This window comes from Cycloclasticus pugetii PS-1, assembly GCF_000384415.1.
In the GTDB taxonomy this organism is placed as follows: domain Bacteria; phylum Pseudomonadota; class Gammaproteobacteria; order Methylococcales; family Cycloclasticaceae; genus Cycloclasticus; species Cycloclasticus pugetii.
Map to the genome: position 1 here is coordinate 756,801 of NZ_ARVU01000001.1, position 13,705 is coordinate 770,505.

Genomic DNA, 13,705 nt, shown 5'->3' on the forward strand with positions numbered 1-13,705 from the left:
TTGTAACCTTGTAAATCTGTTAAATTGACTATGGCTAAGCCAAAAACTAAAGCAAAATCGAGCAGAAAAAAAACGAAGAAACCTCAAAAAAAACCACAGTCTAGTGGTTTTCTAAAGAGGTTAATCCTGAAAGTAGGGTTGCTATTAATCGTTGTGATAGCTGTCTACGTTTTTTACTTAGATCATGTTGTTCGCACTCAATTTGAAGGGAAAAGGTGGGCGTTACCGGCTCATGTGTTTGCAAACCCTGTTGAACTGTATCAAGGGCTGTCCTTATCAGCACAGCAATTTGAATCGTTATTGAAAGACCTACATTACCAACGAACATCGACATTCACCTCGGGCGGTCAATACTATCAATCAGGCTCAACTTTTACGGTAAAAACACGTTCATTTAAATTCTTTGATGACCGTGAAGTATCTAAGACAGTCAAAATTTACTTTAGAAGTGATCATATATCGGCGATTCAAAACGTACAAACAGGTAAGTCTGAAGCCTTACTCCGTTTAGACCCAGTTCGAGTCGGTAGTTTTTACCCTAGTCACAAAGAAGATAGGATTCTAATAAAGCTTGATGATGTGCCACGTACATTAATTGACGGCTTGATATCGGTTGAAGACCGCGATTTCTATCAACATTACGGCGTTTCTATTAAATCTATTTTGCGTGCGGTGTGGGCAAATATAAAAGCTGGAGGCGTTGTTCAAGGAGGCAGCACCTTAACGCAACAATTAATTAAGAATTTTTACTTAACGTCAGAAAGGAGTTTGTGGCGAAAGATTAAAGAAGCCATGATGGCGTTGATTATTGAGTTTCATTACGAAAAAGATGAGATTTTAGAAGCCTATCTAAATGAGGTTTTTGTTGGCCAAGATGGTGAGCGTTCGATCAATGGTTTTGGAATGGCTAGTGTGTTTTATTTTAATAAACCCTTGATTGAATTAAAGCCACATCAAACGGCGTTGTTAGTTGGGTTGGTCAAAGGCCCTTCTTATTATGACCCGAGGCGATACCCCGAAAGAGCGCTAAAACGCAGAAACTTAGTACTTGATGAAATGACTCGCTTTGGAGTGCTACCGGACGAGCAAAGGCGTATTGCAAAACAATTTGGTGTGGATATTTCGCCATTTAAGCAGGTTAAAAGTTCTCGCTTTCCTGCATTTTTAGATTTAGTAAAGCGTCAATTAAGTCGAGATTATAAGGATGAAGACCTACGCTCGGAAGGCCTAAATATTTTTTCAACGCTTGATTACAATATTCAGACGACGGCCGAAAAACTGTTTAAGCAAAAGCTTGAAGCACTTAATAGGCAGTACGGTATTGAAAAAAATAAACTCCAAGGTGCAATGGTTATTACACGCCGTGAGGGCGGTGAGATTGTTGCCGTTATTGGCGACAGAAATCCATTGTTTAGTGGTTTTAATAGGGCGCTTGATGCAATTAGGCCGATAGGCTCTTTGGTGAAGCCAGCAGTTTATTTGACGGCATTATCGCAACCAGCAGACTATACGCTCACGACAATGATTGAGGATAAGGCGGTTAGTTTAAAACAACGTTCAGGTGAACTTTGGATGCCGGAGAATTATGACAAGGTTGAGCATGGACCTGTGCCATTACACGAAGCCTTGTCGAACTCATATAATTTAGCGACTGTTCGCTTGGGTATGGCGCTTAAAGTGCCAAATGTAAAACGAACAATTGAAGAGCTAGGTATTCGGCGACCGATTAAGCCTTACCCGTCATTATTGTTGGGAGCACTTCGGCTATCACCTCTTGAGGTAACGCAAATGTATCAAACTTTAGCAGGCGAAGGCTTTTTTACCCAATTGCGATCTATCCAGTCAGTAACATCTAGTGATCATATCGCTTTGCAGCGTTATGCGCTAAGTGTACGACAAGTGGCAAACCCATCAGCGGTTTACCTTGTTAATACAGCCTTACAAGAAGTGATGACGAAGGGCACAGGGCGCTCAGTTTATCGACAGATGCCTCACTACTACAAGGTGGCCGGGAAAACCGGAACTACTGACGAATTAAGAGATAGTTGGTTTGCCGGATTTAGCGGGGATTATTTAGCAGTTGTATGGCTAGGACGTGACGATAATAGGCCCTCTAAATTAACCGGCGCTAGCGGCGCATTGCAAGTATGGTCAAGTGTTATGAGTACTATTTCAAAAGAGCCCGTGGAGCTGACAAAGCCACAGAATGTTGAGTATACTTGGGTAGACCCACTCGGCTATCGTGCTAATGAGTTTTGTGAAGATGCTGTACAATATCCGTTTATAAAAGGCTCCGAACCCACTGAGTATTCACCCTGTGTTGGGGCGGTTAATAGAACATTAGAGCGAGCTGGGAATTGGTTTGATCGCTTAACGAACGGTATGTAAATAATCATGAAATTAACCACCTTGATCGCGTTGCTGCTAGCTTTATCGGGTTGCGCAGATCTGTCGATGTATAATCAAGTACCTGCTCCGATTGGACGCACTGGTGAAGCTTCGCCATATCCATCGCAACCATTGCCACAAACGGCTCAAACATACCCTATTGATGAGCAGCCTATACAAGAGGGTATGGGGCAGTCTTATGATCAACCAATCGATGAGGCAAAAACCACACAAAACCCAGCTGTAGTTGCCTTACTGGATAGTGCGTACCAACAAAGTGAATCTGGTCAGCCTGATATGGCGGCTTCAAAATTGGAACGAGCTGTTCGTATTTCTCCAAGAGACCCGCAGGTTTGGCATGCATTGGCGAAGGTGCGTTATCAACAAAAGAAATATACCTTAGCGATTAGTTTGGCTGAAAAATCTAACTTATTGTCTGCTGGGCAGACGAGCCTTCAGCGTAGCAATTGGTTATTGATGGCAGACTGTTATGATACCTTAGGTCGAACTGAGGATGCCCGAAAAGCACGTGTTGCTGCCAATAGGTTGTTTTAAAATGACGGAGCCAACGCAAGTTTATTCTGTTGATAAATTAATAGAGCAAGCAAGGCAGTTGGCCACAGATTATAAAAAAATGACAGGTAAACCCTTGCCGGGGGTCAGCAACGAAATTGCTGAACATGATGCTTGCAAACTATTAGACTTAGCGTTAGGCGACGACCGCTCGCTAGGTTTTGATGCCTTACGTGTTAAAGGGCGTGGGCCAAAAAGAATTCAAATTAAAGCGCGAACTATATTCAATGACAATTATCGAGGCCAACGGCTTGGGCAATTAAAGTTAGATAAAGAATGGGACTCGGTTGTGTTAGTGCTTATGGATGAAAATTATCTGCCGTTTGATATCTTTGAGGCCACACGTAGCGATATTTTAGATAACCTGAATGATAGCTCAAACCGTATGAAGCGAGGCGCTATGTCGGTTGCAAAGTTTCGCAATATTGCTACCTTGGTTTGGACAAAAGAAGGTGGTTTGGACGCATCAGCGTGGACTGATGAAACAAGTTAATAAATTTAAATGGATAACCCTTTGTACGACCTCGATAGCATATTTGGCTCTAATGGCGAGCTGGTTAAACATATTAAAGGCTTTCAACCGCGAGATGGACAGTTGTCGATGGCGCAGGCTATCGAGCGGGCTATTGAGCAGCATACACATCTAGTAGCTGAAGCTGGAACAGGAACAGGAAAAACCTTTGCCTATCTTATTCCTGCCATTTTATCTGGTAAGAAAACAATTATCTCAACCGGGACGCGTAATCTTCAAGACCAAATATTCGAAAAGGACTTCCCGTTAATCCGTGAGGTATTAAACGTACCTGTACAGGGTGCAGTGCTGAAAGGACGGTCTAATTACCTGTGTTTATATCGCCTTGATCAGGCAAAAATGCAAACATCTAGCTTTGACAAACAGACGGATGCTGAATTAAGAGAGGTCGAACGGTGGTCGAATCAAACAAAAGAGGGAGATATTGCTGAGGTAACATCGGTTGCCGAAGATTCTTACGTTTGGCAACAAGTCACGTCAACAGCAGATAATTGTTTGGGCCAAGAATGTCCAATGATCAGTGAGTGTTTTCCAGTATTAGCCAGAAAAAAAGCACAAGAAGTAGATGTATTAATTGTTAACCACCATCTTTTATGTGCAGACTGGTCATTGAAAGATGATGGGTTTGGGCAGTTATTGCCAGATGCAGAGCTAATTATTGTTGATGAGGCCCACCAATTAATTGACACGGCGTCTCGGTTTTTAGGGGTGTCGGTCAGTGCACGTCAAATTTTATCGTTGATCGGTGATGTCAGTGCAGAACAATTAAAATTAGCATCAGATATGCCTGAATTGATTGATTTAACACATGTAATTAGTGAAGACATACGAGAAATGCGGAAGGTGCTGCCTGAGCCGGTTATTAAAGGCTCTTGGGATGAGCTTGAGCAAGGTACAGACTTCTTGCAAGCCTTAGATTGCCTGATTGAACGTATCGAACAGTTATTTAAAGTATTAACTAAGGTGGCTGTTCGTTCTAAAGGTTTAGAGGCGTGTTGGAAACGCTGCGAAGATGTTCTACTGCGACTGAAACTTTTTTCAAAGCAAGATCAGCACGATTGGATCCAATGGTTCGAAACGTATCAGCGGACGTTTACTTTTTATCGAACGCCTTTGGATATTTCTAAGGCATTTGCCAGTTTTGCTTTTGCCAGTGATGCCAGCTGGGTGTTTACCTCGGCTACTTTATCGGTGAATAATAAATTTGATTTCTTTTCTAAACGATTGGGTTTGGAAGATGCTGAAACGGGTAGCTGGGAAAGCCCTTTTGATTTTGTGCATCAGTCATTGATGTATGTCCCAACTGGCATGCCTGAGCCACGCGATTATCACTATACGGCGACGATGATTGAAAAAATCATTCCAGTATTAGAGGCTAGTGAAGGTAGGGCATTTATTTTATTTACCTCGCATAAGGCATTAAAAGAAGCCGCTAATATTTTATTGGCTGAAACGAACTTTAAATTATTAGTGCAAGGTGATTTGCCGAAGCAACAAATGTTAGAGTCCTTTAGGCGTTCTGAGCGTGCGGTTTTGCTCGGTACTGCGAGTTTTTGGGAAGGCGTTGATGTGCGGGGGGAAGCCTTATCCTGTGTGATTATAGATAAACTACCGTTCGCATCGCCTGGCGATCCGGTGACTAAAGCTCGGTTAGAATATATGGCCGCTAATGGCCAGTCAGCGTTTTCAGATTTCCAATTGCCTTCAGCAGCCTTGACGCTAAAACAGGGGGTGGGAAGGTTGATTCGTGATGTTGAAGATAAAGGCGTGTTGGTGTTGTGTGATCCACGGTTATCAAGCAAAGGCTATGGTAAAGTGTTTATTAAATCCTTGCCAGCGATGCCTATTACACAAGATGTAAAAGATGTGAAGAGATTCTTTCATCGTATCAATAGTCAAAAAATCAGTGATAAAAAACACGTTATAAAATCAGCATGAAAATTTTAGCGATTGAAACAGCAACAGAAGGGTGCTCTGCGGCCTTGTTGATAAACGGCGAGGTAATAGACCGTTTTCAGGTGGCACCACGAGAACACGGTAACTTGATTTTGCCAATGGTCGATGAGCTACTGAACGAAGCTGGTATGACGTTACAACAACTCGATGCGTTAGCTTTTGGCCGTGGCCCCGGGTCTTTTACCGGCGTTAGAATGGCGACAGGCGTTATTCAAGGCTTAGCCTTTGCGGCAGAGCTACCGATCGCGCCGGTGTCTACGCTTACCGCGTTGGCATATCAGGCGGGTCCTCCCGTAGAAGGTCAGACAGTGTACGCAGCCTTAGATGCTCGAATGGGTGAGGTATATTGGTGCGAATATGAACGGATTGATGGCCAACTCAAAGCGGTTTCCAATGAGTCTGTTATTGCGCCAGCAGCGTTAAGCGTTACGCAAGGTAAACAGGCGATTGGTATTGGACACGGTTGGGGCACATATGAAAATGAGTTAACGCAGTTAGTTAACGCTAGCGAGTTGTTGCTTTTACCAAACGCGCTGCCAAGAGCAAGAGAGGTTGCTCAGTTGGCGGTCGGCATGGTGAGGGATGGGCAAACGGTGTCTGCCGACAATGCATTACCGGTGTATTTACGTGATAATGTAGCAAAGAAAAAAGCACAACAGCAATCATGACACAATATTTGAATATTCACCCCGATAATCCACAGCCACGGTTAATTAAGCAAGCGGCCGATATTATACGTCGGGGCGGTGTTATCGCTTACCCAACTGACTCTTCTTATGCCTTGGCTTGTCATTTGGGTGATAAGCAGGCGCTTGATCGTATTCGTCAGATTCGTCGAATTGACGATAAACATAATTTCACCTTAGTGTGTCGGGATCTAACTGAGATCTCAATGTACGCACAAGTGAATAACGATACGTACCGCCTGCTCAAATCATTAACGCCGGGCGCGTTTACTTTTGTGTTAAAGGCAACTAAAGAGGTGCCTCGACGCCTCCAGCACCCGAAACGAAAAACCGTTGGTATTCGTATTCCAAATAATTTGGTTGCGCAAAAAATACTTGAAGAGCTCAATGAGCCGATGTTAACCAGTACCTTGATCTTACCGGGTGAAACCGAGGCCATAGCCGACCCTTATGAGATTAATCAGCAGTTAGCCCGTGTATTGGACCTTGTGGTTGATGCGGGTGTTATTCCGTATGAACCAACAACCATGATCGTTTGGGATAATGACTTTCCTGAAGTGGTTAGAGAAGGTAAAGGTATTGCTGATTTTATTGCACGTAAGGATGAGCATTAATGTCAATGGACGAATTGACCTTGGTCGGTCGAATAGCGGTGTGGATATTACCGGTTATTTTTGCCATTACCGTTCACGAAGTCGCTCATGGTTGGGTGGCTAGCCAGTTTGGTGATAATACGGCAAAGAGCCTTGGGCGTTTAACCTTAAACCCCATTAGTCATATGGATTTGGTCGGAACCGTGATTGTGCCTGGGGTTTTGTTATTATTGGGTGGTTTTATATTTGGTTGGGCAAAACCGGTTCCGGTTAACTGGCACAATTTAAAGAACCCCAAACGTGACATGATTTATGTGGCCCTAGCCGGACCCTTCGCTAATCTTTTAATGGCGATTGGTTGGGGTGTTGTCATGAAAATAGGCTATATGATGGGCGCGCAAAATGAGTATTTTGCTATGCCATTGATATACATGGGCTATGCAGGTATTTTTATTAATTCGGTGCTGATGATGTTAAATTTATTACCGATTTTACCGCTTGATGGTGGTCGGGTGTTAGCTGGTTTATTGCCAATGAGAGCCAGTATTGAGTTTAGTAAACTTGAACGCTTAGGCTTTCCAATTTTGGTCTTTATTATTGTAATGGGATGGTTATCTAAAATTTTAGGTCCGCCCGTTTATTTTTTACAAACCAGTATTTTTAAAATATTGGGTATTTAGGAGGAAATGTGAGTTCAGAAGTTCCAGCGCAGTATCGTCGTGTACTATCCGGTATGAGGCCAACCGGCAAATTGCATTTAGGTCACTATCACGGAGTACTAAAAAATTGGGTCGATTTACAGCAAGAATATAAGTGTCATTTCTTTGTGGCAGATTGGCATGCGCTCACAACGCACTATGAAGACCCTTCAATTATTGCAGACAGTACTTGGGATATGGTTGTTGATTGGTTGGCCGCTGGTGTTGATCATGGTTTGGCTGATTTATTTATACAATCGAGCATTCCTGAACATGCAGAGCTGCATTTGTTGCTATCTATGATAACGCCGCTGGGGTGGTTAGAAAGGGTTCCGAGCTATAAAGACCAGCAAGAAAAACTCAAAGAAATGGATTTAGCAACGTATGGGTTTTTAGGCTATCCACTTTTACAAAGCGCAGACATTCTTATATACAAAGCCGGTTTAGTCCCCGTTGGAGCCGATCAGGTGGCACACGTTGAGTTGACGCGTGAGGTGGCTAGGCGCTTCAATTATTTATATGGCCGAGGCTTAGACTTTGAAGAAAAAGCGGAAGCTGCGATTAAGAAAATGGGGAAGAAAAATGCCAAAATATTCAACAAGTTGCGAAGTTCTTTCCAAGAAAATGGTGATCAAGAAGCACTGGGTGTAGCTAGAGCTTTATTAGAAGCACAACAAAATATAACGGTTGGTGATAAAGAGCGTTTATTTGGTTATTTGGAAGGCAGTGGCCGCGTTATTTTGCCAGAGCCTATCGCCTTGTTGACTAAAGCGTCAAAGATGCCTGGCTTAGATGGGCAAAAGATGTCCAAGTCTTATAACAACACAATTGCATTGCGCGATGAACCAGAAGAGGTAGAGAAAAAACTTAGAACAATGCCAACCGATCCAGCGCGTGTTCGTAGAACAGACGCGGGTGACCCAGCAAAATGCCCAGTATGGCAGTTTCATGAGGTGTATTCAGAAGAGGGTGTGCGTAATTGGGTTCAAGAAGGCTGTAAGTCAGCGAGTATTGGTTGCATAGATTGTAAACAACCCGTTATTGATGCTGTGTTACGTGAACTAAAACCGATGCAAGAAAGGGCTAAAGAATACACGGAGCAACCTGAGCTTGTTCGCTCTATTATTAATGAAGGCACTGAAAAAGCTAGAGATTTGGCAAAAGAGACGCTTGAAGAAGTAAAGTCAGCAATGGGTATTAATAACGTTTAAACGACGTTAAAAAAACAGAATAGGAAATAACATGTCAGAATTTAAAAATGTCACGATTGTTAAAAAAGCAAATGTGTATTTTGATGGAAAAGTGGTTAGTCGAACGGTTAAATTTGAGGATGGTTCGACAAAAACATTGGGCTATATGATGCCGGGTAACTATGACTTTAATACCGCTGCCGCTGAGGTGATGGAGATTTTAGCTGGGCAACTCGATGTGTTATTGCCAAATTCGCAAGAGTGGGTAGCTGTTAAAGGTGGCGAATCGTTTGATGTGCCGGCGAATGCTAATTTTCAATTAAAAGTTCATGAGCCGACAGATTATTGTTGCTCATATTTTAAATAACGTGTGGGTTATTGTTGCCATAAAACTGTCATCTACACGCTATACTCTAAGCACTATTTCTTAATGAACGAGTAGAGTATGCCTCCTTTTAGAAAACCTAGACGGACTAAAATTATTGCCACCTTGGGTCCAGCTACCGATGAACCCGATGTTTTAGAAAAATTAATTAAAGCGGGCGTAGATGTCGTTCGCTTGAATTTCTCTCACGGCCATGCAGATGAACAAAGAAAACGTGCTCAAGCGGTAAGAGACTTATCAGAAAAACTTGGCCGTCATGTCGGTATCTTGGCTGATTTGCAAGGACCAAAAATTCGTATAGCGCGTTTTGAGGATGGAAAAGTAAGCCTTCAAGAGGGGGCTAAATTTACGATAGATGTAGCGTTAGCATCAACAGCAGGTGATATCACCCAAGTTGGTTGTGATTATAAACCGTTAGCCAATGATGTGACTGAGGGCGATCGTCTATTATTAGACGACGGACGTATCGTGCTGGATGTCGAGGCTGTTAATGGTTCAAAAATCAAGTGTACCGTCGTTGTGGGCGGGATGCTGTCAAATAACAAAGGCATTAACTTACAAGGTGGGGGCTTATCCGCCAATGCATTAACCGACAAAGATAAGCAAGACATTAAGACGGCTGCTGAGATGAGGGTGGATTTTGTCGCCGTGTCGTTCCCAAGATCTGCAGAAGATATGCATCAAGCGCGTGCGTTGGTTAAAGCGGCCGGTAGCCAAGCGCATTTAATTGCTAAAATCGAACGGGCCGAAGCCCTGGATGTGCTGGAAGAAATAGTAGATGCATCTGATGCGGTTATGGTCGCACGAGGTGATTTGGGTGTGGAAATTGGTGATGCTAACTTACCCCCGGTTCAAAAACATATCATTAGGATGGCTCGAGATAGGGATACTGTAGTTATTACCGCTACACAAATGATGGAGTCGATGATTAATAACGCCATTCCTACGCGTGCAGAAGTGTTTGATGTTGCAAACGCCGTTTCTGATGGTACAGATGCTGTGATGTTATCGGCTGAAACATCAGTTGGACAGTACCCTGTTCAAACCGTGGAGGCAATGGGGCGTATTTGCGAACAAACCGAACGTCAGCCAAGAACGACTCGTTCGCGCCACCGTATGGGTAAAGCGTTTGGGCAAATTGATGAGGCCATTGCGTTATCTGCGATGTATGTGGCTAATCATACAGATATTACCGCTATAGCTGCCTTCACTGAGTCGGGGGGTACGCCGAGAATGATGTCTAGAATTAGTTCAGGAATACCTATTTTTGCAATGGCGCCAAATAGTGACGTTTGTCGCCGTATGACGCTGTATCGAGGTGTGGTGCCCATTTTGCTAAAAGCGCCACTAGGTCATGCTAAGGATGTTAATGAAGCGGCAATAACAAAATTGCAGCAGCTTGAAATAGTGACCAAGGGCGATTTGGTTATTATTACAGCAGGTGAGCTGACAGGGCAGCATGGTGGAACAGATACCATGAAAATAAAGAAGGTAGAGTAGCTTGATAGGGTTTAATTGCCAAGCATTTGCTGTGGTAGACTCAGTATCATTAGCTAGCATCTTTTAAATTAATGAACGACCAGACTGACTATGTGGTGCCAATTCAGCAAACGTTAGCCTTGGTTGATGGGAAACCATTTAAAGAGTTACCCGACGACTTATACATCCCCCCAGATGCCTTAGAGGTTTTTTTAGAAACATTTGAAGGCCCTTTAGATTTGCTGCTTTACCTTATTAAGCATCAAAACTTAGATATTCTTGATATTCCCATTCTGAAAATTACTCAGCAGTACATTGAATACATAACGTTGATGCAGAATTTGCGTATGGAATTGGCTGCCGAATATTTAGTCATGGCGGCAATGCTCGCAGAAATAAAATCTAATATGCTATTGCCAAAGAATGTTGAACAGTTAGATGATGAGGAAGACCCTCGTTCAGAACTGGTTAGGCGCCTACAAGAATATGAACGGTTTAAACGAGCAGCAGATGATATTGATGCTATGCCACGATTGTATCGCGACAATTATTTAGCCACAGCTGAATTGATCGTAGATAAAATGGAAAAACCGCTTCCTGATGTTGATTTGAACAGTCTCTTAATAGCGTTTCAGCAGGTGCTTAAACGTGCTGAAAAATTTACTCACCATCAAATTCAGCGCGAAGCATTGTCGGTTAGAGAAAGGATGTCTAATATTTTGACGCTACTCGATAAAACAGAGGGCACGTTTTTAGCTTTTCATCAGTTTTTTACCGTAAAAGAAGGGAAAAAAGGCGCTGTGGTGACATTTTTAGCTATTTTAGAGCTCTGTAAAGAAGAGCTGGTTGAGGTCGTGCAAGGTGAGGCGTTGTCAGAAGTATGGGTTAAATCGCTTAGAGAATAATTGAGAAACTAGGATGGACATAAAGAATATTATTGAGGCATCTTTATTTGCCGCCAGTGAACCCTTGTCGATAATGGAATTGCAAAACTTGTTTTCACTCGAAGATCGTCCAGATAAGCATTCGCTTCGAGAGGTCGTCAACCAGCTGCAAGATGAATATTCGACAAAACCGGTGGAGTTGGTTGAAGTGGCCAACGGCTACCGTTTTCAAGTTAAATCAAAGTATTCGCCTTGGGTAGCAAGATTATGGGAAGAAAAACCTGTAAAATATAGCCGTGCCTTACTGGAAACATTAGCTATTATTGCTTATCAACAGCCAGCGACTCGTGGCGAAATAGAAGATATTCGAGGTGTCGCTGTTGGGACTAATATTATACGTACGCTAGAAGACAGAAACTGGGTACGTGTAATAGGGCGTAAAGAAGTGCCGGGTAGACCGGCCCTTTACGCAACCACAAAAGCGTTTTTAGATTATTTTAATTTACAAACACTGGCTGATTTGCCACCGTTAGCAACTCTCCTTGAAGCTGACTTATTATCGAGCAATGAGCTTCAACTTAACCTGGGTGACGATACCCCAATAAATAAAGATATTACTCAAGATGAAAAACAACAACCCACGTAAAAACCCTCAGCAAGCGACTAATAAAAAAAAGGGTCAGCAGCCAGAGCGCATTCAAAAATTATTAGCGCAAGCCGGTGTTGGCTCACGAAGGCAAGTTGAAAAGTGGATTTTAGACGGTTCTATTCATGTTAATGGTGATGTTGCTAAGCTAGGCGACAAAATTACCACGCATGACATCGTTAAACTTAGAGGGCGGCCAGTTAAATTAGCTGGCAAGCTTGATGTAAATACACAAGTGTTGGTTTATCACAAACCCACGGGTGAAATTGTCAGTAAAAAAGACCCCGAAGGTAGGCCTAGCGTATTTAAACGACTGCCGCGACTAAAGGTTGGGCGTTGGATTGCGATTGGTAGGCTCGACTTAAATACGCAAGGCTTATTAATGTTCACTAATGATGGTGACTTGGCAAATAAGCTCATGCACCCATCAAAGCAAATTGATCGTGAATATGCAGTGAGAGTGATGGGGGTTGTGACACATGACATGCTTGAACGTTTGGTAAATGGTGTGGAACTAGAAGATGGAAAAGCGCGTTTTGAAGATGTACAAGAGTCTGGTGGTGAGGGAATAAACCGTTGGTTCCATGTGGTAGTGGCTGAAGGGCGTAACCGTGTTGTTAGAAGGCTCTGGGAATCCCAAGACTGTAAGGTGAGCCGTTTAATTAGGGTTCGCTATGGCAGTGTGTTTTTGCCGCCGGGACTGCCAGCTGGGCAGCACCAAATGTTAGATAAAAAAGAAATTGAAGCGCTTAAACATTTAATTGCCGATTAGGCACAAACAACTTTATTTCGACCGCTATCTTTTGCTTTGTACAATGCGTTATCTGAGCGACTCATTATGACCCCCAGTGAGTCGTTTTCTTTGTATTGTGTAATACCCATACTAGCAGTCAGCTGGAACTGAGTGTCATCATGTAGAATGCTTAAAGATTCAATAGCCGTGCGTAATCGTTCAGCAATGAGTTCAGCGCCTTTTAAATCAGTATCGTTTAGTAGTATGGCAAACTCTTCACCACCAAGCCTAAAAATATAGTCGCTTTCACGCAGGGTCTTTTCAATGCATTGTGTGACGTCTTTTAGGGCAGTGTCTCCCGCGCAATGACCGTATCTATCGTTTACTGTTTTAAAAAAATCAAGGTCTAGCATTATCAAAGATAAGTCAGAGTGGTGGCGCTTGGTTAAAGAAACCTCTTTTTGAAAAACAGAGCGTAATGTGGAACGGTTTAAAACACCGGTTAATGGGTCTGTATGTGCAAATTGAATTGCTTGGCTGTATAACAAGGTATTTTTCAAAGGGTAGAGCAAAACACTAAGAAATTGCTCTATGGTGTTAAGTTCACTTTCATTAAACCGTTGACGACGCATAAATGTCAGCTTACCAAGAGAATTGTTTTCAATAGTCAGGCTGTATTCGCAACTGTGGTTGGTGCGTGAACCATGTTGAAAAACAATGCCTAGTTCAGGGTTTTCAAAAATGACACCACTATGGTCAACAGCTTTTAGTAATTCATTACTAAAGAGGGGGACTAATTCATCTAAAATAATAGTGGTCTGAAGCGCACTGATTAGATGATTTATAGTGTCTTGCTGTTTAAGTTTTTGCGAGACTGATGTGTCGTTTGATCTGCTGTCTATTGTTTTTTTTAATTCCATTGTTATTCAGCCTGTACAGGTAACTAGGTTAACCGTTATTGT

Annotated in this window: 14 protein-coding genes; 13 read left to right on the top strand and 1 reads right to left on the bottom strand. The window is 42.7% G+C overall.

Translation table 11 applies throughout. From position 1 onward, the window contains the following. The first annotated feature begins 30 nt into the window (after positions 1-30). The 13 genes from mrcB (at position 31) to rluB (ending at position 12,782) form a co-directional block, all read left to right on the top strand. Entirely contained in the window at positions 31-2,388 is a 2,358-nt protein-coding gene (gene mrcB / locus CYCPU_RS0103695; protein WP_020161962.1) for a penicillin-binding protein 1B, read from the top strand. A 6-nt stretch (positions 2,389-2,394) separates the two neighbouring features. Next, positions 2,395-2,943 (top strand): tetratricopeptide repeat protein, encoded by a 549-nt coding sequence (locus CYCPU_RS0103700; RefSeq protein ID WP_020161963.1) that lies wholly within the window; start codon positions 2,395-2,397, stop codon positions 2,941-2,943. Position 2,944: 1 nt separating this feature from the next. Then, positions 2,945-3,454, top strand: a complete 510-nt coding sequence (locus CYCPU_RS0103705) for a hypothetical protein (RefSeq protein ID WP_020161964.1) — start codon at positions 2,945-2,947, stop codon at positions 3,452-3,454. A gap of 9 nt (positions 3,455-3,463) precedes the next feature. Continuing rightward, a complete protein-coding gene (locus CYCPU_RS0103710; RefSeq protein WP_020161965.1) occupies positions 3,464-5,431 on the top strand; it encodes a DNA repair helicase YoaA in 1,968 nt (655 codons plus the stop codon). Beyond that, positions 5,428-6,117, top strand: coding sequence for a tRNA (adenosine(37)-N6)-threonylcarbamoyltransferase complex dimerization subunit type 1 TsaB (tsaB, locus tag CYCPU_RS0103715; protein WP_020161966.1), 690 nt, complete (start codon positions 5,428-5,430; stop codon positions 6,115-6,117). Before CYCPU_RS0103710 ends, tsaB begins: the two co-directional genes overlap by 4 nt. Beyond that, positions 6,114-6,749, top strand: a complete 636-nt coding sequence (locus CYCPU_RS0103720; RefSeq protein ID WP_015005548.1) for an L-threonylcarbamoyladenylate synthase — start codon at positions 6,114-6,116, stop codon at positions 6,747-6,749. The genes tsaB and CYCPU_RS0103720 overlap by 4 nt, the downstream gene beginning before the upstream one ends. After that, positions 6,749-7,408, top strand: a complete 660-nt coding sequence (locus CYCPU_RS0103725) for a site-2 protease family protein (RefSeq protein WP_016389646.1) — start codon at positions 6,749-6,751, stop codon at positions 7,406-7,408. The genes CYCPU_RS0103720 and CYCPU_RS0103725 overlap by 1 nt, the downstream gene beginning before the upstream one ends. A gap of 8 nt (positions 7,409-7,416) precedes the next feature. Continuing rightward, positions 7,417-8,637: a tryptophan--tRNA ligase gene (locus CYCPU_RS0103730; RefSeq protein WP_015005550.1), complete on the top strand. Its 1,221-nt coding sequence runs from the start codon at positions 7,417-7,419 to the stop codon at positions 8,635-8,637. 31 nt (positions 8,638-8,668) lie between these two features. Next, on the top strand, positions 8,669-8,983 hold the full coding sequence (ppnP, locus tag CYCPU_RS0103735) for a pyrimidine/purine nucleoside phosphorylase (RefSeq protein WP_015005551.1): 315 nt from the start codon (positions 8,669-8,671) through the stop codon (positions 8,981-8,983). Positions 8,984-9,061: 78 nt separating this feature from the next. Then, positions 9,062-10,501 carry a pyruvate kinase gene (gene pyk, locus CYCPU_RS0103740; protein ID WP_020161967.1) on the top strand — a complete coding sequence of 480 codons (1,440 nt, stop codon included), beginning with the start codon at positions 9,062-9,064 and terminating at the stop codon, positions 10,499-10,501. Between the two features lie 71 nt (positions 10,502-10,572). Further along, positions 10,573-11,385, top strand: a complete 813-nt coding sequence (locus CYCPU_RS0103745) for a segregation and condensation protein A (RefSeq protein WP_020161968.1) — start codon at positions 10,573-10,575, stop codon at positions 11,383-11,385. A 13-nt stretch (positions 11,386-11,398) separates the two neighbouring features. After that, positions 11,399-12,010: an SMC-Scp complex subunit ScpB gene (scpB, locus tag CYCPU_RS0103750; RefSeq protein ID WP_015005554.1), complete on the top strand. Its 612-nt coding sequence runs from the start codon at positions 11,399-11,401 to the stop codon at positions 12,008-12,010. Beyond that, positions 11,988-12,782 (top strand): 23S rRNA pseudouridine(2605) synthase RluB, encoded by a 795-nt coding sequence (gene rluB / locus CYCPU_RS0103755; protein WP_015005555.1) that lies wholly within the window; start codon positions 11,988-11,990, stop codon positions 12,780-12,782. The genes scpB and rluB overlap by 23 nt, the downstream gene beginning before the upstream one ends. On the opposite strand, the gene CYCPU_RS0103760 is transcribed toward rluB, so the two are convergent. After that, on the bottom strand, positions 12,779-13,663 hold the full coding sequence (locus CYCPU_RS0103760) for a GGDEF domain-containing protein (protein ID WP_020161969.1): 885 nt from the start codon (positions 13,661-13,663) through the stop codon (positions 12,779-12,781). The two genes, rluB and CYCPU_RS0103760, sit on opposite strands and share 4 nt — an antisense overlap. Positions 13,664-13,705: the final 42 nt, after the last annotated feature.

Coding starts and splice junctions, on each gene's coding strand:
- ppnP (WP_015005551.1), top strand. CDS start 8,669: ATGTCAGAATTTAAAAATGTCACGATTGTTAAAAAAGCAAATGTGTAT.
- scpB (WP_015005554.1), top strand. CDS start 11,399: ATGGACATAAAGAATATTATTGAGGCATCTTTATTTGCCGCCAGTGAA.
- CYCPU_RS0103710 (WP_020161965.1), top strand. CDS start 3,464: ATGGATAACCCTTTGTACGACCTCGATAGCATATTTGGCTCTAATGGC.
- mrcB (WP_020161962.1), top strand. CDS start 31: ATGGCTAAGCCAAAAACTAAAGCAAAATCGAGCAGAAAAAAAACGAAG.
- rluB (WP_015005555.1), top strand. CDS start 11,988: ATGAAAAACAACAACCCACGTAAAAACCCTCAGCAAGCGACTAATAAA.
- CYCPU_RS0103720 (WP_015005548.1), top strand. CDS start 6,114: ATGACACAATATTTGAATATTCACCCCGATAATCCACAGCCACGGTTA.
- tsaB (WP_020161966.1), top strand. CDS start 5,428: ATGAAAATTTTAGCGATTGAAACAGCAACAGAAGGGTGCTCTGCGGCC.
- pyk (WP_020161967.1), top strand. CDS start 9,062: ATGCCTCCTTTTAGAAAACCTAGACGGACTAAAATTATTGCCACCTTG.
- CYCPU_RS0103760 (WP_020161969.1), bottom strand. CDS start 13,663: ATGGAATTAAAAAAAACAATAGACAGCAGATCAAACGACACATCAGTC.
- CYCPU_RS0103705 (WP_020161964.1), top strand. CDS start 2,945: ATGACGGAGCCAACGCAAGTTTATTCTGTTGATAAATTAATAGAGCAA.
- CYCPU_RS0103725 (WP_016389646.1), top strand. CDS start 6,749: ATGTCAATGGACGAATTGACCTTGGTCGGTCGAATAGCGGTGTGGATA.
- CYCPU_RS0103700 (WP_020161963.1), top strand. CDS start 2,395: ATGAAATTAACCACCTTGATCGCGTTGCTGCTAGCTTTATCGGGTTGC.
- CYCPU_RS0103745 (WP_020161968.1), top strand. CDS start 10,573: ATGAACGACCAGACTGACTATGTGGTGCCAATTCAGCAAACGTTAGCC.